Raw genomic sequence first — 24,786 nt, 5'->3', positions numbered from 1 at the left:
CAACTGAGCTACGGGCCCTCAACGTTGGTGAAGCGCGTTTTAATGGCAGACAGGGCGCTGGTCAACACCTGTTTTCCATATTTTCCGTCTTTTTACGGTTTCACGCCCTAAAACGCGAAAGCCGCCCCACAAAGGGACGGCTTTCAGTTGCAAATGATCGGCTGACGCGATTACTGCGCGTCTGCTGCAACCTGCATTTTGACGATGACGTCAGGATCGGCGACGGTGCCATTGGCCCACGGCGCACCCTTCTTGATCATGTCGACATATTCCATGCCCTCAGACACCTGCCCCCAGATGGTGTATTGACCATCAAGATGCGGTGCGTCGGTAAAGCAGATGAAGAACTGCGAATCAGCACTGTTCGGGTTTGCCGAACGGGCCATGGAAACGGTGCCGCGACCGTGATGTTCCTTGGAGAATTCAGCATCAAGCTTCTGACCTGACCCACCGGTGCCATTGCCCTTGGGGTCGCCGGTCTGCGCCATGAAGCCTTCAATAACACGATGGAACTTCAAACCGTCATAAAAGCCCTGACGGGTCAGTTCCTTGATACGGGCAACATGATTCGGCGCAAGGTCCGGGCGAAGCTGGATTACAACGCGGCCATCTTTCAGATCAAGATAAAGCGTGTTTTCCAAATCCTGAGCGACAGCGTCGTTTCCATTGGACATGGTTACAATTCCTAGTACGAGAGCAATTATTGAGAACAGACGAATAAGACGCATGGCCTGCGTTATTCCTTTTCTTCTGCCAGCTTTTCATGCAAGCGTTTGAGCACGTTTGCCGGCACAAATTCACTAACATTACCGCCCAACCGGGCGATTTCCTTAACAAAGCGCGACGAGACAAACTGTTGTTTGTCCGACGCCATAAGGAAGACAGTTTCGACTTCCGGGGACAGCCGGGCATTCATGCCAGCCATCTGGAATTCATATTCAAAGTCCGACACCGCGCGAAGACCACGGATGATCGTGCTTGAACCGTTTTCCTTGGCAAATTCCATCAGAAGCGATGAAAATGGCTTAACTGAGGTACGTGCAGCGACTTCGCCACCCGCAGCCTTCAGGGCCTCTTCCACCAGCTTGCAGCGTTCATCCACCCCGAACATCGGACCTTTGCCGGCGTTGATTGCAACGCCGACAATAAGCTGGTCCACAATGCGGGTCGCACGACGAATAATATCCATATGCCCCTGGGTTACCGGGTCAAAGGTCCCCGGGTAAATCCCGATGCGCGATACGGTAGAAGACATCTCAGTCATCGAACTTCCAATTATTCGTCGCTATCTGCGCCGTCAGATTCCGGTGCATCATCACCGGCATCAACAGCACTGGTTTCAATCGCTTCACCGGCATCGGAAGCACCATCAACGGCACCTTCGACACCCTCGATATCACCTTCCTCGCCTTCGTCGTCACCACCAAGGTTACTTAGTCGCTCGACCGCCACGACCTGTTCGTCATCGGCAGTACGGAACAAGGTCACGCCCTGCGTCTTACGACCGGCAATACGGATATCGTGGGTCGGCATACGGATGACCTTGCCACCATTGGTGACCATCATCAGTTCGTCGCCCTCTTCGATCACGAAGGATGCGGCAACATTGCCGTTACGTTCGGACATCTCGATATTGGCAAAGCCCTGACCGCCACGACCGGTGACACGGTATTCATAGGCAGAGGTACGCTTGCCATAACCGTTTTCGGTCACAGACAGGATCAGCTGATCCCCATCCCTGATTTCCTGATGGCGCTCGGCCGTAAGGATTTCAAGCGGCAGACTGTCTTCGGTGATTTCCTCGCGGCGCAGTTTACCTGCGATCGAAAGGTATTCATCGCGTTCTTCCATCGAGACATGATTGCCAAACAGAACCGACATCGCGATGACGGAATCTTCGTCGGCCAGACGAATGCCGCGCACACCAACCGAGTTACGGCCGGTAAAGACGCGAACGTCACTGACACGGAACCGAATGCATTTGCCCTGACGGGTGGTCAGAAGAATGTCGTCATCATCGGTACAGGTCTGAACCGCAATCAGTTTGTCACCACGATCTTCTTCAAGCTTCATGGCAATCTTGCCGTTGGATTTCACATTCACGAAATCGGCAAGACTGTTACGACGGACGTTACCGGTCGAGGTCGCAAACATCACATGCAGGTTCGGCCATTCTTCCTCGTCGGGAAGCGGCAGCACGGTTGTGATATATTCGCCCTCGGACAGCGGCAGAAGGTTCACAAGAGCCTTGCCGCGTGACTGCGGGGTACCGACCGGCAGACGCCAGACCTTCATTTTGTAGACCATGCCCTCGGAGCTGAAGAACAGAACCGGGGTATGGGTATTGGCAACGAACAGCTTGGAAACGAAATCTTCCTCGCGGGTGGCCATGCCCGAACGGCCTTTGCCACCGCGACGCTGTGCGCGATAGGTCGACAACGGAACACGCTGGATATATCCGCTGTGCGACACGGTCACGACCATGTCTTCGCGGGCAATCAGGTCTTCGATGTCATGTTCGAATTCGGCTTCCTGAATTTCGCTGCGACGTTCGTTGGCGAACTCGTTGCGCATTTCAGTCAGTTCATCCTTGAGGATCGTCAGCTTGCGCTCACGCGAGGCAAGGATATCAAGGAAGTCTTTGATCTTCTCGCCCAATTCGGTCAATTCGGCAGCGATCTTGTCGCGTTCGAGACCGGTCAGGCGATGCAGACGCAGTTCAAGGATCGCACGGGCCTGTGCTTCGGACAGGCGATACATGCCATCGGTCGAACCGATCTGGTTCGGGTCGGCAATCAGTTCGATCAGCGGAACGATATCACCCGCTGCCCAGTCGCGTGCCATCAGCTGTTCACGCGCAATGGTCGGATCGGCCGCATTACGGATCAGCTTGATGACTTCGTCGATATTGGAAACGGCAATCCCCAGACCAACCACGACATGCGCACGTTCGCGCGCCTTTTTCAGAAGGTGGATGGTACGACGGGTAATGACTTCTTCGCGGAACTCGACAAAGGCCTGAATGATGTCCTTAAGGTTCATCAGTTCCGGCTTGCCACGGTTCAGCGCAAGCATGTTTACACCAAACGAGGTCTGAAGGGCGGTAAAGCGGAACAGCTGATTAAGAACAACATCAGAGTTCGCATCACGCTTGAGCTCGATCACCATGCGAACGCCCGAACGGTCGGACTCATCACGCAGATCGGAAATGCCTTCAAGCTTCTTGTCGCGCACCAGTTCGGCGATCTTTTCCATCAGGGTCGCCTTGTTCACCTGATAGGGAACTTCGGTAACAATGATGGCTTCACGGTTCGCACGGACTTCCTCGACATGGGTGCGGGCACGCATGACGACAGAACCACGACCGGTCTTGAACGCGGAATGGATGCCCGAACGGCCCAAAATAAGTGCACCGGTCGGGAAATCCGGACCATGTACAAATTCCATCAGGCCTTCGACGGTGATTGCCGGGTTATCGACATAGGCCATGCAGCCATCGATAACTTCGCCAAGGTTATGCGGCGGAATATTGGTCGCCATACCCACGGCAATACCACCCGCACCATTGACCAGCATGTTCGGGAAACGTGCCGGAAGAACCGATGGTTCCTTGGTGGTTTCGTCGTAGTTATCGCGAAAATCAATCGTGTCTTTGTCAATATCATCAAGCAGGAAATGCGCTGATTTCGCCATGCGGGCTTCGGTGTAACGCATGGCGGCGGCCTTATCGCCATCCATGGAACCAAAGTTCCCCTGCCCGTCAATCAGTGGCAGACGCATGGAGAAGTTCTGCGCCATACGGACCATCGCATCGTAAATCGCGCTATCGCCGTGCGGATGGTATTTACCCATCACGTCCCCGACCACACGGGCCGATTTGCGGAACGGCTTGTTATATTCGAAACCGTTTTCATGCATCGCGTACAGAATACGACGATGTACAGGCTTCAAACCGTCCCGGACGTCAGGCAGCGCACGGCTGACAATCACGCTCATTGCGTAATCGAGGTAGCTGCGGCGCATTTCTTGTTCGATGGAAACCGGGAAAATATCGCGGCTTTCGGAATTGGTCTCTTGGGTGGACAAAGGCCGTGACCTCTTAAACGCTTGATCAGAAATGATTCAATCGGCGTGACATGCAGCTATTTTCAAGCACATGCCGGACCAGAAAGGCGGAAAGTATCAGGTTTATCGACCACAAACAATATTGACAAATCCCATCATTCCGCGTTGGGCAAGAAAGTTCGGAATTTATCATCAATCCGTGGTCCGATCTTACTGTCGGGGCTTGCTTTTTTCGCTCTTTGGAACGTCGAGCACCGGGGCCATCGGATCAGATTTTGCAAGCTTGGGTTCGAGTGATGCCGATTTACGGCCAAACCGCATCTGGGATGCGGCAATCCCGCCCAGAATGATCACAAGTGCGATCAGCGCATTGGGCTGGGGCACTTCACCCAGAACAATGAAACTGATCAGAACACCGACCGCCGGAACAAGGTAATTGTTAAAGACAAGGAAGCTGGCCCCGGCAACGGCAATCAGATGCAGGATCATGAACATGGCAATCCCGGTCGGGAACATGCCCAGATACATGATAGACACCGCCGCTTTCAGATCCCATGTCATCGTCCAGGGCTGATCGATGATCAGGGTAAAGGGCACCAGCATTACGGATGCAAATGTCAGGATAATTGCCGTGGATCCGATGCGCGGCTGATCACGCAGATTGCGCGCCACCAGTGACGAGATGGCGTAACCGACAGCGGCAACCAGAATGGCCAGCTGGAACAGGAATTCCCCGCCCAGCCCCGAAAGGGTTTCCGGCCCGACCAGCACAATCACGCCAATCGTTCCCAGAACAACCCCGACCACCTTGCCTGCTGTCAGCTTTTCATCATGGGTAAAGAAATGTGCAAGCACCACGGTGGTCAGTGGCACCGTCGACATCAGAATGGCGGCAAGCCCGGCATCAACGCGGGTTTCGCCATAACTGATCAAAAAGAACGGAATGGCATTGCCGACCAGTGCGACCATAAAGGTCGAAATCCAGGCCCGCCTGCCCTTGGGCATTTCGGATTTGCGCATCAATGCAAAACACCACAGCACGATTGCGGCAAAGGTCAGCCGCCCTGCAGCCACCACAAGCGGGGAATAGGCATGCACACCAATCTTGATAAAGGTAAACGAGCTTCCCCAGATAATGGCAAGAAGCAACAGCAAGCCATATTCACGAATTCCCGGACGTGTCATGTTCCCAGCCTATTTTCGCCATAGTTATTGGGCTTCATCACAGTCGTGATCAAACCAGCAATCAGCGTTAGAGGCCAAGCACCAATTAATCAAGAAAATAGAACCCGGACCGTCCTTTCATTCCGGGTCAGGACCATCTTGTCGACAGAAAGACACGCAACCGACCGGAGGGATCCTGGATGCGGATAACCATCCTCCAAACAGCCGATATTCCACCTTCATTGTGCTGCCGTCCATAAGGCAGATCAATGAAGCAAAATGGGAAAAGTGGAAAAAAGCACAATCAGCACATGTTTTTAGTTGCGAATGATTTGCAATAGCATTACATTACGCACAACAATAAAAACCGGGATACGAAAAGATGAGCTACGTTGATCAGGAACTGTCGATTGAAGACATGCTTGCCGACCCGATCGTGCAGACATTAATGCGCTATGATGGCATTTCTGCCAGTGACGTTCGTCACACGATTGAACAGGTAACTCAAACCCGTGCCGGAAAATCCGCCTTTGGCGAATTTGGCAGCACCCATCACACCCGCATATCTTGGGGCAGCGAGGCTGCACAGGGCAACAGGTTGCGCCACAAGGCCGCCTGAAAGCCGACACCAGCACCATCCCGCGCCATATGCCGGGAACCATACAGGTAATGTTGTTTAGGGCCGGTCGTCGTTCAGCGACCAGTCATAAACGTCGTCGCTCACATCAAACCGGCCGATGCTGTCGAGCTGACGGGTCAGCTCCGGCCCGGCATAGGTCAGAAGATGGGCAACCAGTTGCGCATCACGCTCACCAAAGTCTTCCCGATACCAGTCATACAGGCTTGAAATCACAAAGCCGCCGTCCCCGTCACTGTGAATGGCGCGCGGGTGATTGATAAAATCACGTGCTGCCTGATCAAGCTGATCATCAAGCAGGTCGGCATCATAGGCCTCGGGTGCGAGTGCCGGACAGCCGACCGATGCACAATTGACCGCATAGTGAATGCGCGGATCAATCCAGATCGGACGCAGAATGCGATGTTCGATATCATTAAGCGACAAGGTCCGCCCTTCGACTGTGATCAGCTTCTTGTCCCATGGCCCCGATGAAAACAGACCCAGCGAAAACAGACCGGGCGAGATATCAATATCGCGGATTGATGCCACCGGATAATGATCAAGCACCACCTTTACGGTCAGCGCATTATAAAGATTGATCCAGTATGCCAGTTGCTGATTGCGATTAAGGTCGCTGACCGGAACCGTGACCATTTTCCCGACATAGCCCGCCACGGCCTCAATCCCGTTGGCCCGATCATCAAGTGCTGCCTTGTAATCAAAGGTGGTGACACCGGGTTCTGGCTGCGCAACGAACCGGTCAAGCACCGCCTGCCAGCCGGAATGATCAATTTTCTGCATGCTGTCAGGATCATGCGCCTGCCAGTCCGGCCAAAGATCGGCTTTGGGGGCGGCATAGGCCCCGACCGGCGCAAAAGCCGATATCAGGACAAGCATCAGAACAGACAGAAACACGCGCATGATCAGCAAACCATTTTTCAGGGCGACGAAGTAACGTACCAGCCGGGAAGACCCGTTTTAGAAATCAGTGTGAGGCACCATATCATCAGTGTTAACCGCATAGGGGCAAAACGACCTCATCAAACCGGCGTGATCACGCAAACCTGCTTTATATACTTTTAACCCCGAGTTGAGATACAATAGCAACCATGATACAGGCCGGTGCAATACAGGTTATCCCCGGAAGTGGCGGGCAACTTGGCCAGATCATAGCCACACGCGCCCTGCCCGGCTCCGGGAGCCAGCCGCCGACCAGCGGGTCGGGCGGAACGGGCGCGTCTGCGCCGCAAACCATGCCTGCCGCCGTGGCGCTTGTCCCGCTTTCAGACACATCGCAGCCCGGCAGCGGATCACTCCCCCGCACCGAACCATCCAGATCAAACAGCACCGGGACGACAGCGGAAAAGACGCCACCGCCACCAGCGCCGCCCGCGCAAACCGCACCGGTCAACCGTGCCGCGTCGGTCATCACGATCATCCAGCAACTCGATCCGCGTGATATTAGTGGTGAACCGGCTGCCCCTGAAACCGACACCACATCCCCGACCGAACGCCAGCAACAGGAACGCGAAGACACGCCCAAAAGCGCGCGCCCGCGCACATCCAACCCGGCCCTTCTGACCGCAAGCGAACGTGAAATCATTCAGCAACTGCGCGCCCGTGATGCGACCGTCCGGACCGAGGAAGAAAGCCACCAGACACTGGCCGGCGCCAATGCCGGCATGATCAGCTACAGCTATACCGCAGGCCCCGACGGGCGACTTTACGCCACGGGCGGGAAAGTCAGTATTCATCCCCTTCAGGGACTTGATGGCATTGCCGCCATCGCCAATCAGGCTGCAATTTCACGTGCTGCGTCGGTTCCGGGTAGCTCGGCTGCGGATTTTAACGTCGCCAAGGGCGCATCCATGAGCATCTCGGCCATGATCGCATCACAGGCCAGTGCCGCAGCAGAAAGCTATCGCATCACCCTTGGCCTTAATGCTGCGCCAAGTACGATTGATCTTAGCGGCTAATTCCCGCTGCATTCACCCAACAAAAAAGCGGCCCGCACGGAGCCGCTTTTGCTTTGTCTGATCCGAAGCTCGATATCAGTCGGCGTAATGCCAGAAGATATCAAAGCCCGGATTAAATACCGTGACCGGACCTTCGCCGGTTTCGATCTTGGCGGCGAATTTCGCCGGTTCCGCACGTTTTTCCAGCGTGATCTGATCACCGTTCAACGGCAAGCCATAGAATTGCGGGCCATTGACCGAGGCAAAGGCTTCGAGCTCATCAAGGGCGTTTTCCTGCTCGAACACATGGGCAAGAAGCTGCACGGTATTATTGGCGGTAAAGATACCGGCACAACCACACGGGCTTTCCTTGCGCTCATCCGTATGCGGGGCGGAATCGGTCCCGAGGAAGAAGCGCGCATCGCCCGACGTGGCGGCGGCACGCAACGCCAGACGGTGCTTTTCACGCTTGGCCACCGGCAGGCAGTACATATGCGGATGAATGCCGCCCACCAGAATGGCATTGCGGTTAATGATCAAATGGTGCGTGGTGATCGTTGCACCCAGATTTTTGTCATTGGCCTTAACGTATTCAACGCCGTCTTCGGTGGTGATATGTTCCATCACCACGCGCAGTTCCGGCAAACGCTTGCGCAGCGGCTCCAGAACCCGGTCGATAAACACCGCTTCGCGGTCAAAGATATCGACATCATGATCGGTGACTTCGCCATGCACACACAGCGGAATGCCAAGCTCTGCCATGCGCTCAAGCGCTGGCATCGCATTGTCAAAATTGCGAACCCCGCTATCGGAGTTGGTGGTCGCCCCCGCCGGATAAAGCTTCAATGCGGTGATCACACCGGCCTTGTAACCTTCCTCGATATCATCGGGATTGGTGCCCTCGGTCAGATACAGGGTCATCAGCGGGGTGAAATCATGGCCTTGCGGAATGGCCGCCGTGATGCGGTCGCGATAGGCAACGGCATCGGCGGTCTTGACCACCGGCGGCACAAGGTTCGGCATGATGATCGCACGGGCAAAATGCGCGGAAGTCTCGCCAATCACACCTTTTAACATCGCGCCATCACGCAGATGCAAATGCCAGTCATCCGGACGGCGAAGGGTAATGCGATGTGTCGACATGTGACGATCTCCTGGCAACCATTGAGCCCCATCTGGGAAATATGGAGCGTTACCTAGCAGATTGGGTGGGAATTGGGAATGTCAAAGCGGGGGAAATGTGACCAGAAAAGACAAAAGGCCAGGCATTTCTGCCTGACCTTTTCACATGGGGCGAGTGATGGGACTTGAACCCACGGCCCCCAGAGCCACAATCTGGTGCTCTAACCACCTGAGCTACACCCGCCATCGTGTGGCGCGGTTTATATGGCCCGTGGCCCGCAACGTCAAGCGCATATTTTCACTTTTTTCCGCTGAATCTCCCCAACCCCTTCAAAGCGCCGAATTTTGCGGGCTTGGGCGGTTTGACACCAAACCAATGGCGTTATTTGTATGATAATTTAACTCACCTACCCGTCTGAACATCTTGCATGTCGGGCCACATGCCTTAATTAATCGGAACCAGGAACTGAACCGCAAAACAATGTGCGAAACCATGCATATACGTCATTGCGGACTGCCCGCACCCAAGGATTGATTTCGGGTTGGCGGGCCACAAAACAGAAAAACAGACGGAGTATCGGAATGAAGTGGGGCGTCATCAGCACCGCCAAGATCGGCACGGAAAAGGTCATCCCGGCCATGCAGGAAAGCGACAAGCTTGAAATCCTTGCCATTGCCGGACGCGATCTTGGAAAGACCCGTGAGGTCGCCGAAAATTTGCGTATTCCGCGCGCCTATGGTTCCTATGAGGAACTTCTGGCAGACCCGTCTATCGAGGCGGTTTACAATCCCCTGCCCAACCATCTGCATGTTGAATGGACGATCAAGGCGCTTGAAGCAGGCAAACATGTCCTGTGCGAGAAGCCGATCGGTCTTGATACCGAGGATGCCAAACGCCTGATCGCCGCCCGGGACAAAAGCGGCAAACAGGTTCTTGAAGCCTTTATGGTGCGCCATCATCCTCAGTGGCTTGAAGCCCGCAAGATCGTTGAAAGCGGCCAGATCGGTGACATCACCACGGTGCAGACCATCTTTACCTATTTCAATGCCGACCCGAACAATGTGCGCAACAAGAAAGATATTGGCGGCGGCGGGCTGCTTGATATCGGATGCTACTGCATTGTCGGCCCGCGCTTTGTCACAGGCAGGGAGCCGGTTCGTGTTGTATCCCTGATGGACAAGGACCCGAAATTCGGAACCGACCGTCTTGTTTCGGGCATGCTTGATTTCGGATCGGGGTTACAGGCAAGCTTTGTCTGCGGCACCCAGTCGGCCGCCGTACAGCGCGTTCATATTCTGGGCACAGAAGGCCGCATCGAAATCATTATGCCGTTCAACCCGATCCCGGAAAATCCGGCGATCATCCGGGTGGCTGGCCAGAAACAGCCAGGCTTTGACGAAGCCCGCGAGATCAAATTCCCGCTTTGCAATCACTATACCCTTCAGGGGGATGCGGCGACTGCGATCTTTAAGGGGGAAAGCCCGGTCGATTATCCGATCGAGGATGCGATCATGAATATGCAAATCCTTGATGCCCTGACGCGCTCGGCCAAGACCGGCAGTTGGGAAATGGTCAAAGCCTGATCTGCTTGGGCCATCAGAGAAGATGACAAAAGCCGGGGAAACCCGGCTTTTTCTTTATGCCCCTCTCAAGCCCCGGCAAACAGGGGGGCCTTTTGTTTCAGGCGCGGAAACATAAAATCGTTAAAGGCCCGCACACGTGGTGTGGCCTTAAGATCGCGATGCATCAGCATCCAGAGATCGTTATCAAGCCCTTCTACCGGATCGCCAATCACAGCTATATTGGCAAATGCTGCAACCAGAAAAGCAGGCAAAACCGCAAAACCGCCTCCGGCATCAACGAGGCGCGCCACATTCAGCAATGAGTTGCTGCGCAAGGCGACATGCTGATCCGCAAAATGTTTGTCGCGCCAGCGCGCAGCCTTGATATGGGCAAGCGTCTCGTCACAGGTAATCCAGGGACCTTTGGCCGGATCATCCAGCCCCGACGGACCACAGATCACCGAGCGGATCGGGGCGATTTTGCGCCCGACCAGATTTTCATTGGGCGCGTTGCTGGGCCGGATCGCGATATCGGCATCATGACGGTTCAGATCATAGAACCGGTTATCGGTGACGACCTGAAGGGTGATTTCCGGATAGGCCTTCCCAAAGGCAGCAAGATCATCAGCCAGCACCGCATGCAACAGCGTATCGGTCGAGGTCAGGCGCAAAATCCCCGACGGCCTGATATCCTGCCCGGCAAGTTTGCGGGCCAATACGGCCATTTCGGCTTCGAGTGTTTCAGCGGTTTCAATCGCTGCCTGTCCGGTACTGGTGGGTTGATAGTCGCCCTGAAGACGCTCAAAAAGCGGTGTCCCCAACCGGGTTTCAATATCAGCGATCCGGCGAAACAGCGTCGAATGATGGATGCCGGTTTGCTTTGCAGCCTGCGTAATGCTGCGCGCACGCGCAATCGCCAGCACCAGTTTCAGGTCATCCCATTCGAGCATTCCCGCAACTCCCCCTTGGCCCTATCCAATCATTCGTATTATTGCACACATTCTTCGAATTTTCCCAAATTTACGTCGCATCATTGCACATCAATACTGATCCCATCAGTCAACGATATTCCAGATGGAGATTGGAAGATGACCAGAACGATTACCCGTGATGAACTCAAGGCCGTGCTTGGCAGTGCAAATGCACCGGTCCTGATCGAAGCGCTTCCGGCGCGTTACTATGTTGATGCGCATCTGCCCGGTGCAATCAACATTCCCCATGATGCCATTGACGAAAATGTCAAAACCATCCTGCCCGATCCTGATGCACCGATTGTGGTCTATTGCGCCAACGGCCCGTGCAAGAATTCCGGCATTGCCCAGATGGCTCTGAGCAAGCTGGGCTATAGCAATGTTCGTGATTATCACGATGGCAAGCAGGATTGGCGCGAAGCCGGTCTTCCGCTTCAGGGTCAGGGCGTGCTTGCAGCCACTGCCTGACCTGTCCCGCGCTGGACAAAACCTGAAACCAGAACGGGCCGATACTGGATCGGCCCGTTCTGGCATGGATATTTGTTAACTGGTCTGGCCAGTTTATTTGGCAAACGCCTTTTTCATGCGTTCAATCGCAGCCGCCATTTTTTCTTCCTGCTTGCAGAAGCAGAACCGCACAAAATGACGCACACCGCCATCTTCGCCCTGATAGAAGGCCGAAACAGGGATGGCAACCACGCCTGCTTCCTTGATCATGATCTGGCAGAACTCGACATCGTCGCAGTCATAGCCAAGCGGTCGGAAATCGCAGGTAATGAAATAGGTGCCCTGGGAATCAAGAACATCAAAGCCGACTTCCTTGAGTCCCTTCATTAAGAAGTCACGCTTGGCCTGCATTTCCGCGGTAAAGGTTTCGAAATATTCGTCATCCTTGTTCAGGCCATAAGCCACACCATGCTGCAATGCCGGTGGCACGGTAAAGACAAGGAACTGATGCGCTTTCTTGATCGGCTCCATCAGTTTTGCACAGGCTGTGATATAGCCGATTTTCCAGCCGGTCAGCGAGAATGTCTTGCCCGCCGATCCGATGCGTACGGTGCGCTCATGCATGCCGGGGAAAGTCATCAGCGGTTTGTGCTTGCGACCATCAAAGACAATATGCTCGTAAACCTCGTCACACAGCGCGATCACATCATGCTTGATGCAAAGATCTGCGATGAATTGCAGCTCGTCATCACCATAGACCTTTGAACACGGATTCTGCGGCGAGTTGATCAGGATCAGCTTGGTCTTTTCGCTAAACGCTGCGGCCAGTTCCTCGCGCGGCAATTCCCAGTGCGGCGGAGTGACGCGCACCAGTTTGGGAATACCACCCGCAAGCTTCACCATGGGAAGATAGCTGTCATAAAGCGGTTCAATCAGGATGACCTCGTCGCCCGGCGCCACCAGACCAAGGATCACATCCGCCAGCCCCTCGGTCGCGCCAACGGCAACCAGCACTTCTTTCTTGGGATCAACCTCGATGCCATAGAAACGCTTGTTATGGTCAGCAACCGCCTGAAGCAGTTCCGGTACACCGGCAAGGGGCGGATACTGGTTGGACAGTTCCATGGTTGCCTTGGCAGCCGCTTCGCGGATATCGGCCGGGCCGTCCGTATCGGGTGCGCCCTGCCCCAGATTGATGGCCTGATATTTCTGAGCCAGTTCGTTCATCACTTCAAAGATCGTGATCCCGCCCGAGGCGAAAAGTGGGTTGCCGACAAATTCGGTCATGAGGCGTCCTTTATATTATATGCGTTCACCGGATGGTGGCCTCCGGCTTTTCCCCGGCCCGTTGGGGCCATATTGTTGTAAATCTGTGCCGTACTATAATCGCGCGGGCATGGTTTGTTCGAGTCTATAAATCAAACAGATCGATTCACACCCATTTGGCAAATATCTGCGAACGAAATCACTCTTTTGCAGCAAATTCTGTCGCATGCGATCCTTTGAGCGTAGGGCCAGAAGCAATCCGGATCACACTGCCTGCCTTCAATGCAGCGCATTTGCATAATTTTTAATCATTTTGCCTAAAACTCAATCACCCTCGCCCCAGAAAATCTCAAAAGTTTCATGGGTTTTGCTGGGTTTTCGCGCAAAGAATCCTTAGAATGCCATCGCGGATCAAACTTGGCATGGTCCGTGCAACAGACACCGTGCGAAGCATTACGCTTTCCGAGTTCTACGCAACTCTCGCAAAAAGCAGAGGGCGCTTAATGAAAAAGATCGAAGCCATCATCAAGCCATTCAAGCTTGACGAGGTAAAAGAGGCCCTTCAAGAGATCGGCCTCAAAGGGATTACCGTTACCGAAGCCAAAGGTTTCGGACGTCAGAAAGGCCACACGGAGCTGTATCGCGGCGCCGAGTATGTTGTGGACTTTTTGCCGAAGGTAAAGCTGGAAATCGTCGTTGAGGACACGCTGGTTGAGCGTGCGATTGAGGCAATCCAGCAAGCCGCTCATACCGGCCGTATCGGCGACGGTAAAATTTTCGTTTCCTCACTTGAGGACGCGATCCGTATTCGTACCGGTGAACGGGGCAACGACGCGATCTGATCGGTCTTGCCTGTCATTGAACACCGTACGGTAACTAATTATGAGTTTTAAAGGGTTGCATCATGTCTGACGCTGCTTCTGTACTTAATCTGATCAAAGAAAAAGGCATCCAGTTTGTTGATCTGCGCTTTACCGATTCCAAAGGTAAATGGCAGCATACCGCGCAGGATATCTGCACGATCGACGAGGACGTCTTTGTTGACGGCATCATGTTCGACGGTTCGTCGATCGCCGGCTGGAAAGAAATCAACGAATCCGACATGATCCTTATGCCGGATCCGTCGACCGCCGTTGTTGATCCGTTCACCGCACAGCCGACCCTGATCATCGTTTGTGACGTTATCGAACCGGCCACCGGCCAGGGTTACGAGCGTTGCCCGCGTTCGACCGCGAAACGCGCACTGGCATACATGAAATCCGCTGGTATCGGCGACACCGCATATTTCGGCGCAGAGCCGGAATTCTTCATGTTTGACGACGTTCGCTGGACCACCGCTGGCGAAGGCATGGGCTACCAGCTCGATTCCGAAGAAGGTCCGTACAACACCGGCACCGAATTCGAAGGCGGCAACCGCGGCCACCGTCCGGGTCCGAAGGGCGGCTACTTCCCGGTACAGCCGGTTGACTCGGCAAACGACATTCGTGCCGAAATGGTCAACTACATCAACGAAATGGGCGTGCGTTGCGAAAAGCACCACCACGAAGTTGCTCCGTCGCAGCACGAACTGGGTATCGCTTTTGGCACCCTGATCGAACATGCCGACGCTGTTCAGATCTACAAATACTGCATCCACATGGTTGCTCACCAGTATGGCAAAACCGCAACCTTCATGCCGAAGCCGGTCTTCGGTGACAACGGTTCGGGCATGCATACCCACCAGTCGATCTGGCACGAAGGCAAGCCGCTGTTCGCTGGTAACGGCTATGCGGATCTTTCTGAAACCGCTCTGTACTACATTGGCGGTATCATCAAGCACGCCAAGGCACTGAACGCTTTCACCAACCCGACGACCAACTCCTACAAGCGTCTGGTCCCGGGATTCGAAGCTCCGGTTCTGCTGGCTTACTCTGCACGTAACCGTTCTGCATCCTGCCGTATCCCGTACACCGCGTCCCCGAAAGGCAAACGCGTCGAGATCCGCTTCCCGGATGCCCTTGCCAACCCGTATCTCGCATTCTCTGCAATGCTGATGGCTGGCCTTGACGGTATCGAGAACAAGATCCATCCGGGCGAAGCAATGGACAAGAACCTCTATGACCTTCCGCCGGAAGAACTCAAAGAAGTTCCGACCGTTTGCCGCTCGCTGCACGAAGCTCTCGACAGCCTCGACGCAGACCGCGACTTCCTGAAAAAAGGCGACGTTATGACCGACGATCTGATCGACGCATACATCGCCCTGAAAATGGAAGAAGTCATCCGCTTCGAACAGTCGCCGCACCCGGTCGAATTCGACATGTACTACAGCGGCTAATTCCTTTCACCGAAAGGAAGACGCATTCGGAAACGCCCGGCCTTCTGGCCGGGCGTTTTCTTTTTTGGGTTTAAACAGTTTACTTACCCTTGCTAGACTAGGCTCATCCTACCCAAACGAGCGTCAAGCAAGGAAAATTGATGAGTTCTGTAAATGCACAAACGCCCGAAGATGTTCTGAAAAAAGCTCAGGAGCTTTGGAAACGAGGCAAGGAGCAAGAAACTTATCAGCTTTGTGCCACCTATTTGCGGACCCATTCGAATGACGGTCAGCTGTTACATTTTTTTGCCGGTGTGCTTGAAAAACAGGGTAATATTTTCGGGGCCTTGAAACATCTGGAATTTGCCTGCAAGGCGCCAAATCCCCAAAACCGGTATTTCCTTGATCTTGCAAAACTGATGATAAAGCAGAACATGTATCTGGAAGCCCAGAATGTTCTGAACGTCGCAATGAAACGCGATCCAGCCGATCCTGAAATTCAGGCCCAGCTTGCCAGCACTCTGATCCTGAACGGACTATTTGATCATGGTGTAAAATTATTCAACCATGTCATGGTGACATCTCCGAGCGATTGGCAACGATGGAACCTGTATGCCCATTCAGTCGCCAAATCGTCGCGCCCCTCACAAGCCGTAGCACTTTTTGAGCAAGCTCTTGAAGTCGCCCATGCCGCGATCAAGAACAAACAAACCTTGCCCGTTCCAGCCCCAAAACCGTCGGAAGTCGCACGTATAGAAATAAACCGGGCAGACCTCCTCAAAACCATTGGGGATAAAAAGGGTTGCGAAGCCGCTATTCGTGCTGCGCTTGGTCATTCCAAATATTTCGCGCGTGCGTGGGCGGAGCTGGCAACCCTCAAGGCCTTTGGGGATGACGATTTTGCTGCCGTTGAAAAGATGATCCGGTCTGAAAAATCAAAGCTGTCAAAGACCGATCTCCAACATCTGCATTACGCACTTGGCCTGGCCTATATGACGCGTGGCGATGGCAAGACCGCCATGGATCATTATTTCACCGCCAACCGGTATCAACGCGAACAGATTGACTACAACGAGGAAAGCACACTTGGTTTCCTCAAAAAACTGCCAGATTTCTTTACGCCCGAAAGTATCGCGCGGAACACCCTGCGCGAAACCGGGGACGAGCAGCAATTCATCTTCATCGTCGGTATGCCGCGTAGCGGATCGAGCCTGCTTGAACAGATTCTGGACAGCCACACGGATGCCTTCGGGGTTGGTGAAATCCGGACACTTCCCAATCTGTTGAAACGCGCCTATGGCGATGCCTTTCCATCTCTGCCAGCCCATGAAAAGCTTCTGGCCGATCCCAAACGCCTTGCGATGTTTGCCAAGGCCTATCGCGATGAAGTTCTTCGTATGTTGCCTCCCGAAGCGATACGCGATGGCAATCCCCCGCGCTATATCGTCGACAAGATGCTCGGGAACTTTGTTTCTGTCGGGTTGATCACAATGGCTTTTCCCAATTCAAAGATCATCCATTCGCGGCGCGATCCGCTTGATACCGGTTTTTCGTGCTTTACCCATTTCTTTGGTGACGGTCACAAATATCTTTGTGACCTCCGCGAGATCGGGCATTTCTATCTCGCCTATCGTGATCTGATGACACACTGGGAAAAGACGCTGCGGCCCGATCAGTTGATCACGATCGACTATGAAAAGGTCATCGCCGACCTTGATCACGAAGCCCGCCGTCTGATCAATTTCCTTGATCTTGAATGGCAGGATGCGTGCCTGCGATTCTATGACAACAAACGCGAAGTGCGCACCCATAGCGCCCTTGAAGTACGCCAACCGGTCTATCAAAGCAGTGTTGAACGATGGCGCCCGTACCAGAAGGAACTTGCCCCTCTAATCGAGGCGCTTGGCATAAAGCCTGACTGATTCTTCAGGAAATTGCTTTCCTTTAGGCCGGATTTGCCTTCGTAGCGGCCCGCAATGACCGAACATGCGGGCGCGTATCAGTCGTCCTGATGAAGTTCGGGTTCCAGATCCGGTGTGTAAAGGCAATATTGCGCCTTGCCTGCTGATTTGGCCTGATACATTGCCTTGTCAGCGCGTCTGAGCTGCTCGCTCATATCGCAATTACCACCATCAAAGACCGAAACCCCGATGGAGGCCGAAACACCGCAATCTTCGCCTTTCCAGAGGAAGGGCTGGCTAAGCTCCCTGAGGATTGCATCGGCGATCTCACCCATTTCCCTGGCACCGCCCTTGTTAATAAACAGCATGGTGAATTCGTCGCCGCCAAGACGGGCGACTTCCTCAGCCCGGCGCCCTGCACGCTTCAGCCTTTTTGACGTTTCGGTCAGCAGCCAGTCCCCTGCCGCATGCCCCTTGGTATCATTGAGATTCTTGAACCCGTCCAGATCAAGAATGAAGATCGAGGCCGGCGTATTGGTCCCGCGCAGAACCGTTTCGCACTGATCAAGTTTTTGCATGAAACGCGCCCGGTTGGCCAATCCGGTCAGCTCATCATTATTGGCCTTGTTTTGCAGCTCGCGGGCGGCGTGCTTTTGTTTGGTGATGTCACTCGTCCACCACAACACGGTGTCTTCACCCTCGAACGACAGCGGTTCCAGCGAGGTCTTGAGCCATTTCGCTTCGGCCATGTTCGGGCGGCGCAGCCTGATTTCAACATCATGGAGCTCGCCGATCATATCCATATCTTGAAGAGACTGCTTGCGATAGCGTTCCGACAACAAAATGGAATCCGTTGGTTCCTTTTCGTCCTTGATGTCGAGCATCTTGGCAAATGTGCTGTTAAAGAACCGGAAGACACCTGTTTCGCGGCTGGAAATCCCCACCCCTACAGGCGCACTTTCCAGAAGCCCTGTCAGGCGCTGCGCAGCTTCGGCAACTTCGGCCTGGGCCTTTTTCAGACTGGTGACATCAACAAGCGATCCGATGGTGCCTGCAATACTGCCGCTTGGTCCCTTAAGGCTCGAGACGGCAAACAGGGCTGACCGTTCCTCGTCATCAAGGACAAAGCTGATCTCGTCGCGCACCTGTCCTTCAGCAATCAGAAGCGGCTTTTCATGGGCGGAAATCGTTTTGGCAAGACTGTCCGGGGCAATTTCGATCAGCTTCTTGCCAATCACATCCCCGACCGCATGGCCGAAAAGTTCGGCAAACACAGCGTTGCAGCGCGTGATCACACCATCAAGATTTTTCAGATAGACCGGTATCGGCAGCACGTCGATCAGATGCTGGATAAAAATCTTGTGGTCGGCCAGCGCGCGGGCAAGTTCCTGCGCCTTGCCACTATCTCGCAGAACCAGCGCGATGGTCTCGCCAGGCCCGACATCGCAATGCCAGGAAAACAGGGTCTTTTCAAGTCGAACACCGGGCAAATCCGCCCGCGTCCCGGATGAAATGGCCCCAAGCGCCTGACGCACAGCGCCAACCGGATCCCCGTCAGAAAACTCGCCATTCTTTGCCAGATAGGCCAGAAACTGTTTGATCTCGGTCCCGGTGCGTAAAACCGTCCTGGCCGCGGCAAACTGCTTTTCTGCAGCCGGATTGACATGAACGATTTTCAGATCGTTCTTATCTAGAAAGACAAGGCTATCACGCGACAACGCCGCGGTCGCCACAACATCTACACTGACAGACAATACACCCCGCGCACCGCTTTGCAGTGCACTCCCTTGGCTATGTTATCATTGATGTCCCAAATCAGACCTGATTGACCGGTCTTGTTTTATATGAGCAACAGCAATTACATATCCTTGAGGATAAGTCATGATTTTTCTCACATGACCGGCGATTGAAAATCCCCTCCCCCCAGATGTTTATGTGTGTTACTTCGCCGGTACCGGCAAATCGATATAACCACGATCAATGCAATGTTCGAGTTCGCGCGCCGCAGCAAGCATTTCCTGATAGGTTTCACGCAAATGTTTGAGCTTTGCCAGTTCTTCTTCGGTCGGGTGTCGTTCGGTACGATCCGCACTTAGCTTGAACGCGTATTTCAGGTAGTCGGCACGCAAGCGGGCAACCGTAATCATCAGCGGCACGGCATTTTCAACCGACATATCCGGGATCGCCGGGCTGATGATTTCATGGTTAATCTCGCGCAGGACGTGCTCCATGCCCATCATGAAACGGCTTTTGCTGCGGTTTTGATCCTGTGTCATGCCCTTTACTCCTACACCATAAGGGACTGAATTCTTACGATAGTATCACGCGGGAAAGTAAAAACACCTATAACAGTTTGCTACCCGAAATGCCCATGCGACAAATTCACAAGTTGCCCGGAAACATGATCTCAACTTGCAGGCAGGCGTCAACCGCGCTAGAGGATGAGGCAATGATTTTTCAAACACAGGAATTCGATCATGGAAGCACGCGTCAAGTGGCTTGAAAACCTTACTTTCACGGGCACCAGCGGCACCGGACACGGGGTTGTCATGGATGGCAACAAGGACACCGGCTTTGGCCCGAGCCCTATGGAAATGCTGCTTTTGGGGCTTGGCGGCTGTTCATCGATCGACGTGGTTCACATTCTGCAAAAAGGCCGCGAGAACGTTCAGGATGTTGAGACAGAGGTCAAGGCAGAACGCGCGGAAACCGATCCCAAGGTCTTCACCAAAATTCACCTGCATTTCAAAGTAAAGGGCGAAAACCTTAATGAAACCAAGGTTGGTCGGGCGGTCGAACTTTCGGCCGAGAAATATTGCTCGGCCTCGATCATGCTCTCAAAGGCTGCCGAAGTAACCCATAGCTGGGAAGTGATCGAATAAACTGGCAGTCCGCAGGCTTTGGCCGGTCATGATGTATGCTTGAAAAAGCGGTCTGTCGCCAGACCGCTTTTTTGTTGCTCGCACCACGGGACCACACGCGCTAACATCACGCGCAAAACGATATCGAATACAATCCCTTGCACCAACCAATATGGAGCCTCCCCATGGTCACACGACGGACAATCCGGACCGGACTGACTTCTCTTGTACTGGGCACCCTGTTGGCAATCGGTGCCTGTTCGGAATCGGATGCGCAGCATGCACCATCGGGCAATGCGATAAGCGCTCCGGTCAGGGGAACCTCGTTTGACGCCTATGTGCAATCAACACGCACACAGCTTTACGATATTCTTTCCAAAGGGCGTTATGCATCGGAAACCAAACCATTCGGCGATTATGACATTGATCAGGTCGTCGATATGCGAAGCCCCTATAGTGTCGCACCGGATCAAGCTGCATGTGATGCGGCGGGAGGTAATCTTGTTCATGGCGAGAAGGTTGGTTTTCTTGCCGTTCACGGCCTTACCGACAGCCCCTACTGGCTGAGCGACGTTCGCGATCAGCTTCGCATGCGGTTCCCTTGCGCAACATTTAATGGCGTGCTGTTGCCCGGACATGGAACAACCCCGGGCGATCTGATTGATGTCAGCTATCAGGACTGGCTTGATACAGTACGATTTGGCATCGGCGCCTTCGGGGATGATATCGAACATATCATTCCTATTGGCTATTCGATGGGGGCAGCCCTGATCGGGCGCGACATTTCCGCCCGTGTCACGGATGCACGCATCAGTGCCATGATCATGCTGTCTCCCGGTCTTGAGGCCAAAAGCGAGATGGCCTGGCTCACCCCCTATGTACGCTATTTCAAGGATTGGGTCGGTCAGGGCCCCGAAAGCGATCCGGCCAAATATGGCTCCATGGCGATGAATGCAGCAGCAGAGTTTCATCTGGTTACCGAACCCTATCGGGATGGTTCGTTGCCCACATCAACGACCCCGGTCTTTATCGCCATCAGCTCCGATGATCAGACAGTCAATCCATTGGCCGCTGTGGATTATTTCTGCAGCAAGGTGAATTCCGGCATCAAAAAAATGATCTGGTATCAGGGTGAGATCAACGAGCTTTCCGGACATCCGAGATGCGATAATATCGACATTATCAGTTCGTCAAATGACGACATGCGCACCATCAATCACGCCCATACCGCGATAACCATGAGCCCGGATAACCCTGTCTATGGCCTCAACGGCACCATTCGCGATTGCGGTCATTATGATGATCCCGCAGAACATGAAGCCTGCGAAACAGGCAGCGACACCGTCTATGGCGAACGCAATCTGCTGCAATCTGCAACCGCTGGCACATTGCGACGCGGGACGTTCAATCCGGATTTCCCCAACATGATCGAAATGATGGCGGCTTTTATTGTTGCATCGCTTGGTGGCGGTCAAACCCCCGCTGCACAATAAAGTCGCCTTTGATAACAGTTTGATCCGGAACAGCCGACCCATGCCTTTTACCATAGATCGCTTTACTGCACCTGACGGGGTCACGCTCAGAGCCGGTATTACACCGCCATGTGCGTCCAAGGGATATGTTCTTATTCTTCAGGGACGTGGCGAGTTCATTGAACGCTATGGCGAAACTGCCCGCGATCTGGCCAAACGCGGATATGGCACCGTAACCTTTGATTTTCGCGGCCACGGCGGATCTACGCGTGAGGCACCTGATATTGCGATGGGCTATGTTCGCGATATCACGCATTACAAAGCCGACACCCGCCACGTTCTGGACCATGTCAGGGAACAGCACGGTATTGTCTGTGACGGTTTGCTGACCCACTCAACCGGCGGGCTGGTGGCAATGTCCATGATGCTGGATCAACCCGATCTTTGGAAAAGTGTCGTCATGGTTGCCCCGTTTTTTGGCCTGGGTGGGCCACGGTGGTTTTCAATTGCCGCACAGATCCTGTCGGGCGAGATGTGCCGATACGGTTTTGACAAACAGTATCTTCCGGGACAACGCGGATATAGCCCGATTGCCGATTTCGATCCTGAAAACATTCTGACATCCGATCCGCATCGTCACGAAAGCAGCCGCAACATCCTTGAAGCTGCTCCCGACCTTGTGGTTGGCGGCACCTCGGCCGGGTGGCTTGATGCGTGTTTTCGCGCCCAGACAGATATCGCTCTGCGCCTTGAACAAACCGATATCGGCCAGAACTTGCCGCCTATTACCATGGTGCTTGCCGGGAATGATCAGGTGGTTTCAAACAAGGTGACCGAAGATCTTTTTGGAAAAAACCCGAATGTAACCATTCGTGAAATTCCCGAAGCACGTCATGAAATCCTGCAGGAAAGAGACATCTTTCGCGATCAGTTCTGGGCGTTCTTCGATGCCCATATGGCGCGTTATCCCGGCTAGTTCGTTGCTGTATTCCACGTCTCAGGTGTTCGCGGGCACAGGATTACGCACAGCCTGCCCCTCAAACCGTGACTTGCGGAATGCACTGGGGGAAACGTTGCGGTGACGACGGAATTGACGATTGAAGTGTGACAGATTCTGAAAACCGGATTCCTCTGCCACCTGATAGACCGGCATGTCAGAAGACAGCAACAGGCTGGCCGCCCGCCCAAGGCGCAACCCCATCAGGTAATCCTGAATGTTCGATCCCATATGGCGCTGGAAAAAACGGCGCAAGGTGCGTTCGCTCATACCGGCGTGACGGGCAATCTCGGCACTGCTGAGTGCATCGAAATAGCTGCCATGAAGCAGATCAAGCACCCTGCCCAACCGGCTGGCATCATCATGATCGGGGATGGCTGCATCAAAACGATCCGACGCAAGTGGCGTAAGTTTCGTGGCATCAAGCAGCGTTCTGAGCACCTCGATCAAAAGCAGCAACTGGTCAGCTGGCGCGCCTTTGTCAAAGGCCGGGGCAAATGCCGCGACCTTGCGCGCAGTTGCTGCGTCAAACTGCACGCCACGCTTGGACAGACCAAGAACCTTTTCCAGCCCGGCGAGTTCCGGCATGGTCTTGCAGACACTATTGATCCAGTCGGCGGTAAACCAGAATACGAACGCCTGATGGCCCTTTGCCCGTCCCTTGACCTGAAGTGCTTCTTCATGGGCGCGTAATCCGCCGTGACTGACCGATGGCGGAGCCGCATTTGATGAATGCCATGTATGGGGCAAATTGGGCCCCAAGAGCACCAGATCATCATCCCCATAATCGCCGATATGGTCGCCAACATAACGCTGCCCCGAACTGCCAAGTGTCAGGGTCAATTCATATTCCGGGTGAAAGTGCCATTCAAACGGGATCGCCAGTAGATTACGATAAAGGCCTTTCCACGACCGGTCTGGCGCGATCTGGACATGTTCAAACAGAAGTTTCATCAGACCGGCACCACGTCTTTACGGAACAAATTATCTAACAATCTGGCCGAATAGTATCATTATTTGTCCGTCCTGTCAGTGTGCAGGACACGGTCTTCCTGCTTTAATTTTAACAGATCAAATCAGAAAGACGGAGGAACCTGATGTCCATGCTCGCAACGCCAAGCGCAACGATGACGCCCAACAGCGACCGCCCGGGAAATGCATCCACCAGGGAAGTCAGCGGCACGCAATTGCGCGACCTTGAAAAGAAACTGCCGCTTCGTGTGTTGTCCGAAGACGACTTTGCCCACTGGCAGACTTATGGCTATGTCGTTGTCCCCAATGCTGTTCCTGCAAAACAGGTCCGCGCTACGGTCGATCTTTTGTGGGAGTTCCAGGAAATGGATCCCGATGATCCGGAAAGCTGGAATCGCCCGCAAATGCGCGACAATGCAATGAAGGAACTCAACAATTCCGGCATGGTCGAGATTTATAATCACCAGACACTTTGGGATAACCGCCAGACCCAGCGTGTTTATGATGCGTTTGTCGATATCTGGGATCGCACCGACCTTTGGGTTTCGATTGACCGCGCCAATCTGAACACCCCGAACAAGGGTTCTCGGACGTTTGACGGTTTCATTCACTGGGATGCAGACACCAGTGCCAACCCGCTGCCAATCAATGTGCAGGGCGTACTGTCACTTGTTGATACCACCGATGACATGGGCGGCTTCCAGTGTGTCCCGGACCTTTTCGCCAATTTCGAAGAATGGCGCAAATCCGCACCGGCCGATCGTGATCCGTTCCGCCCGGACATGGACACGATCCCCTATCAGCCCAAACGCATCGCCATGAAGGCCGGTGATCTGGTGATTTTCAACAGCTTGCTGGCGCACGGCATTCGCGCCAACCGGTCTGATCAGGCCCGCATTGCGCAATATATCTCAATGGCACCTGCGACCCCCGAAGAACAGGACCTTGTGGACTGGCGTGTTAAAAGCTGGTCCGAGCGCCTTCCAGCCCGCGGCTATGCATTCCCCGGAGATCCGCGCAACTGGGAACAGACCCGCTATGAACGCGCCGAACTGACATCGCTTGGCGAGAAAATTCTGGGTAAGACGCCTTGGTAAAACGCGGCACCTGAAAACATC

The 24,786-nt window shown here is 54.0% G+C and carries 22 protein-coding genes and 1 tRNA gene; 11 read left to right on the top strand and 12 right to left on the bottom strand.

Annotated elements, in window-relative coordinates:
* Window positions 1–170: 170 nt before the first annotated feature.
* The 4 genes from TH30_RS21165 to TH30_RS21150 all read right to left on the bottom strand — a co-directional run bounded on the left by TH30_RS21165 (window position 171) and on the right by TH30_RS21150 (window position 5,250).
* Window positions 171–674, bottom strand: a complete 504-nt coding sequence (locus TH30_RS21165; RefSeq protein WP_114100073.1) for a peptidylprolyl isomerase — start codon at window positions 672–674, stop codon at window positions 171–173.
* 62 nt (window positions 675–736) lie between these two features.
* A complete protein-coding gene (coaD, locus tag TH30_RS21160) occupies window positions 737–1,264 on the bottom strand; it encodes a pantetheine-phosphate adenylyltransferase (RefSeq protein WP_114100072.1) in 528 nt (175 codons plus the stop codon).
* A gap of 11 nt (window positions 1,265–1,275) precedes the next feature.
* On the bottom strand, window positions 1,276–4,086 hold the full coding sequence (gene gyrA / locus TH30_RS21155; protein ID WP_114100071.1) for a DNA gyrase subunit A: 2,811 nt from the start codon (window positions 4,084–4,086) through the stop codon (window positions 1,276–1,278).
* A 189-nt stretch (window positions 4,087–4,275) separates the two neighbouring features.
* Window positions 4,276–5,250, bottom strand: coding sequence for a DMT family transporter (locus tag TH30_RS21150; protein WP_114100070.1), 975 nt, complete (start codon window positions 5,248–5,250; stop codon window positions 4,276–4,278).
* Window positions 5,251–5,611: 361 nt separating this feature from the next.
* Between TH30_RS21150 and TH30_RS21145 the strand changes: the two genes are divergently transcribed.
* Window positions 5,612–5,848, top strand: a complete 237-nt coding sequence (locus TH30_RS21145; RefSeq protein ID WP_114100069.1) for a hypothetical protein — start codon at window positions 5,612–5,614, stop codon at window positions 5,846–5,848.
* A 57-nt stretch (window positions 5,849–5,905) separates the two neighbouring features.
* Here TH30_RS21145 and TH30_RS21140 read toward each other — a convergent pair whose 3' ends face one another.
* Window positions 5,906–6,769 carry a DUF547 domain-containing protein gene (locus TH30_RS21140; protein ID WP_114100068.1) on the bottom strand — a complete coding sequence of 288 codons (864 nt, stop codon included), beginning with the start codon at window positions 6,767–6,769 and terminating at the stop codon, window positions 5,906–5,908.
* A gap of 188 nt (window positions 6,770–6,957) precedes the next feature.
* On the opposite strand from TH30_RS21140, the gene TH30_RS21135 reads away from it, so the two are divergent.
* Complete coding sequence (locus tag TH30_RS21135; RefSeq protein ID WP_114100067.1) at window positions 6,958–7,824, top strand: putative metalloprotease CJM1_0395 family protein; 867 nt, start codon at window positions 6,958–6,960, stop codon at window positions 7,822–7,824.
* A gap of 75 nt (window positions 7,825–7,899) precedes the next feature.
* Here TH30_RS21135 and pyrC read toward each other — a convergent pair whose 3' ends face one another.
* Window positions 7,900–8,946, bottom strand: coding sequence for a dihydroorotase (gene pyrC / locus TH30_RS21130; protein WP_114100066.1), 1,047 nt, complete (start codon window positions 8,944–8,946; stop codon window positions 7,900–7,902).
* 146 nt (window positions 8,947–9,092) lie between these two features.
* Window positions 9,093–9,169 (bottom strand) — tRNA-His (locus tag TH30_RS21125).
* A gap of 338 nt (window positions 9,170–9,507) precedes the next feature.
* On the opposite strand from TH30_RS21125, the gene TH30_RS21120 reads away from it, so the two are divergent.
* Window positions 9,508–10,509, top strand: coding sequence for a Gfo/Idh/MocA family protein (locus tag TH30_RS21120; RefSeq protein ID WP_114100065.1), 1,002 nt, complete (start codon window positions 9,508–9,510; stop codon window positions 10,507–10,509).
* Between the two features lie 65 nt (window positions 10,510–10,574).
* On the opposite strand, the gene TH30_RS21115 is transcribed toward TH30_RS21120, so the two are convergent.
* Window positions 10,575–11,438: a LysR family transcriptional regulator gene (locus tag TH30_RS21115; protein ID WP_114100064.1), complete on the bottom strand. Its 864-nt coding sequence runs from the start codon at window positions 11,436–11,438 to the stop codon at window positions 10,575–10,577.
* Between the two features lie 138 nt (window positions 11,439–11,576).
* On the opposite strand from TH30_RS21115, the gene TH30_RS21110 reads away from it, so the two are divergent.
* Window positions 11,577–11,927 carry a rhodanese-like domain-containing protein gene (locus tag TH30_RS21110; RefSeq protein WP_114100063.1) on the top strand — a complete coding sequence of 117 codons (351 nt, stop codon included), beginning with the start codon at window positions 11,577–11,579 and terminating at the stop codon, window positions 11,925–11,927.
* Between the two features lie 93 nt (window positions 11,928–12,020).
* On the opposite strand, the gene TH30_RS21105 is transcribed toward TH30_RS21110, so the two are convergent.
* Window positions 12,021–13,193 (bottom strand): aminotransferase, encoded by a 1,173-nt coding sequence (locus TH30_RS21105; protein WP_114100062.1) that lies wholly within the window; start codon window positions 13,191–13,193, stop codon window positions 12,021–12,023.
* 482 nt (window positions 13,194–13,675) lie between these two features.
* Between TH30_RS21105 and TH30_RS21100 the strand changes: the two genes are divergently transcribed.
* The 3 genes from TH30_RS21100 (at window position 13,676) to TH30_RS21090 (ending at window position 17,387) form a co-directional block, all read left to right on the top strand.
* Window positions 13,676–14,014 (top strand): P-II family nitrogen regulator, encoded by a 339-nt coding sequence (locus TH30_RS21100; protein WP_007091888.1) that lies wholly within the window; start codon window positions 13,676–13,678, stop codon window positions 14,012–14,014.
* 62 nt (window positions 14,015–14,076) lie between these two features.
* Complete coding sequence (gene glnA, locus TH30_RS21095) at window positions 14,077–15,486, top strand: type I glutamate--ammonia ligase (RefSeq protein ID WP_114100061.1); 1,410 nt, start codon at window positions 14,077–14,079, stop codon at window positions 15,484–15,486.
* A gap of 140 nt (window positions 15,487–15,626) precedes the next feature.
* On the top strand, window positions 15,627–17,387 hold the full coding sequence (locus TH30_RS21090) for a tetratricopeptide repeat-containing sulfotransferase family protein (RefSeq protein ID WP_114100060.1): 1,761 nt from the start codon (window positions 15,627–15,629) through the stop codon (window positions 17,385–17,387).
* Between the two features lie 77 nt (window positions 17,388–17,464).
* Here the strand turns inward: TH30_RS21090 and TH30_RS21085 are convergent, their stop codons facing one another.
* Both TH30_RS21085 and TH30_RS21080 read right to left on the bottom strand, forming a co-directional pair.
* Window positions 17,465–19,120, bottom strand: a complete 1,656-nt coding sequence (locus tag TH30_RS21085) for a diguanylate cyclase domain-containing protein (RefSeq protein WP_258548815.1) — start codon at window positions 19,118–19,120, stop codon at window positions 17,465–17,467.
* Window positions 19,121–19,306: 186 nt separating this feature from the next.
* Window positions 19,307–19,642, bottom strand: a complete 336-nt coding sequence (locus TH30_RS21080) for a hypothetical protein (protein WP_114100058.1) — start codon at window positions 19,640–19,642, stop codon at window positions 19,307–19,309.
* Between the two features lie 201 nt (window positions 19,643–19,843).
* Here TH30_RS21080 and TH30_RS21075 point away from each other — a divergent pair, with 201 nt between their 5' ends.
* From TH30_RS21075 to TH30_RS21065, 3 genes are all read left to right on the top strand, one after another.
* Complete coding sequence (locus TH30_RS21075) at window positions 19,844–20,248, top strand: OsmC family protein (protein ID WP_114100057.1); 405 nt, start codon at window positions 19,844–19,846, stop codon at window positions 20,246–20,248.
* Between the two features lie 164 nt (window positions 20,249–20,412).
* Window positions 20,413–21,720 carry an alpha/beta hydrolase gene (locus tag TH30_RS21070; protein ID WP_114100056.1) on the top strand — a complete coding sequence of 436 codons (1,308 nt, stop codon included), beginning with the start codon at window positions 20,413–20,415 and terminating at the stop codon, window positions 21,718–21,720.
* A 40-nt stretch (window positions 21,721–21,760) separates the two neighbouring features.
* Complete coding sequence (locus TH30_RS21065; RefSeq protein ID WP_114100055.1) at window positions 21,761–22,675, top strand: alpha/beta fold hydrolase; 915 nt, start codon at window positions 21,761–21,763, stop codon at window positions 22,673–22,675.
* Between the two features lie 21 nt (window positions 22,676–22,696).
* Here the strand turns inward: TH30_RS21065 and TH30_RS21060 are convergent, their stop codons facing one another.
* Window positions 22,697–23,650: a helix-turn-helix domain-containing protein gene (locus tag TH30_RS21060; protein WP_114100054.1), complete on the bottom strand. Its 954-nt coding sequence runs from the start codon at window positions 23,648–23,650 to the stop codon at window positions 22,697–22,699.
* A gap of 143 nt (window positions 23,651–23,793) precedes the next feature.
* Between TH30_RS21060 and TH30_RS21055 the strand changes: the two genes are divergently transcribed.
* Window positions 23,794–24,765: a phytanoyl-CoA dioxygenase family protein gene (locus TH30_RS21055; protein WP_114100053.1), complete on the top strand. Its 972-nt coding sequence runs from the start codon at window positions 23,794–23,796 to the stop codon at window positions 24,763–24,765.
* Window positions 24,766–24,786: the final 21 nt, after the last annotated feature.

The sequence above is a fragment of the Thalassospira profundimaris genome, assembly GCF_003326795.1.
Classification (GTDB): domain Bacteria; phylum Pseudomonadota; class Alphaproteobacteria; order Rhodospirillales; family Thalassospiraceae; genus Thalassospira; species Thalassospira profundimaris_C.
This window is presented reverse-complemented; position numbering and strand designations above follow the sequence as displayed.

Bases quoted from the DNA above. Each gene is read 5' to 3' on its own strand.
- TH30_RS21165 (WP_114100073.1), bottom strand. From the start codon at position 674: ATGTCCAATGGAAACGACGCTGTCGCTCAGGATTTGGAAAACACGCTT.
- coaD (WP_114100072.1), bottom strand. From the start codon at position 1,264: ATGACTGAGATGTCTTCTACCGTATCGCGCATCGGGATTTACCCGGGG.
- TH30_RS21150 (WP_114100070.1), bottom strand. From the start codon at position 5,250: ATGACACGTCCGGGAATTCGTGAATATGGCTTGCTGTTGCTTCTTGCC.
- TH30_RS21145 (WP_114100069.1), top strand. From the start codon at position 5,612: ATGAGCTACGTTGATCAGGAACTGTCGATTGAAGACATGCTTGCCGAC.
- TH30_RS21140 (WP_114100068.1), bottom strand. From the start codon at position 6,769: ATGCGCGTGTTTCTGTCTGTTCTGATGCTTGTCCTGATATCGGCTTTT.
- TH30_RS21135 (WP_114100067.1), top strand. From the start codon at position 6,958: ATGATACAGGCCGGTGCAATACAGGTTATCCCCGGAAGTGGCGGGCAA.
- pyrC (WP_114100066.1), bottom strand. From the start codon at position 8,946: ATGTCGACACATCGCATTACCCTTCGCCGTCCGGATGACTGGCATTTG.
- TH30_RS21120 (WP_114100065.1), top strand. From the start codon at position 9,508: ATGAAGTGGGGCGTCATCAGCACCGCCAAGATCGGCACGGAAAAGGTC.
- TH30_RS21115 (WP_114100064.1), bottom strand. From the start codon at position 11,438: ATGCTCGAATGGGATGACCTGAAACTGGTGCTGGCGATTGCGCGTGCG.
- TH30_RS21110 (WP_114100063.1), top strand. From the start codon at position 11,577: ATGACCAGAACGATTACCCGTGATGAACTCAAGGCCGTGCTTGGCAGT.
- TH30_RS21105 (WP_114100062.1), bottom strand. From the start codon at position 13,193: ATGACCGAATTTGTCGGCAACCCACTTTTCGCCTCGGGCGGGATCACG.
- TH30_RS21100 (WP_007091888.1), top strand. From the start codon at position 13,676: ATGAAAAAGATCGAAGCCATCATCAAGCCATTCAAGCTTGACGAGGTA.
- glnA (WP_114100061.1), top strand. From the start codon at position 14,077: ATGTCTGACGCTGCTTCTGTACTTAATCTGATCAAAGAAAAAGGCATC.
- TH30_RS21090 (WP_114100060.1), top strand. From the start codon at position 15,627: ATGAGTTCTGTAAATGCACAAACGCCCGAAGATGTTCTGAAAAAAGCT.
- TH30_RS21080 (WP_114100058.1), bottom strand. From the start codon at position 19,642: ATGACACAGGATCAAAACCGCAGCAAAAGCCGTTTCATGATGGGCATG.
- TH30_RS21075 (WP_114100057.1), top strand. From the start codon at position 19,844: ATGGAAGCACGCGTCAAGTGGCTTGAAAACCTTACTTTCACGGGCACC.
- TH30_RS21070 (WP_114100056.1), top strand. From the start codon at position 20,413: ATGGTCACACGACGGACAATCCGGACCGGACTGACTTCTCTTGTACTG.
- TH30_RS21065 (WP_114100055.1), top strand. From the start codon at position 21,761: ATGCCTTTTACCATAGATCGCTTTACTGCACCTGACGGGGTCACGCTC.
- TH30_RS21060 (WP_114100054.1), bottom strand. From the start codon at position 23,650: ATGAAACTTCTGTTTGAACATGTCCAGATCGCGCCAGACCGGTCGTGG.
- TH30_RS21055 (WP_114100053.1), top strand. From the start codon at position 23,794: ATGTCCATGCTCGCAACGCCAAGCGCAACGATGACGCCCAACAGCGAC.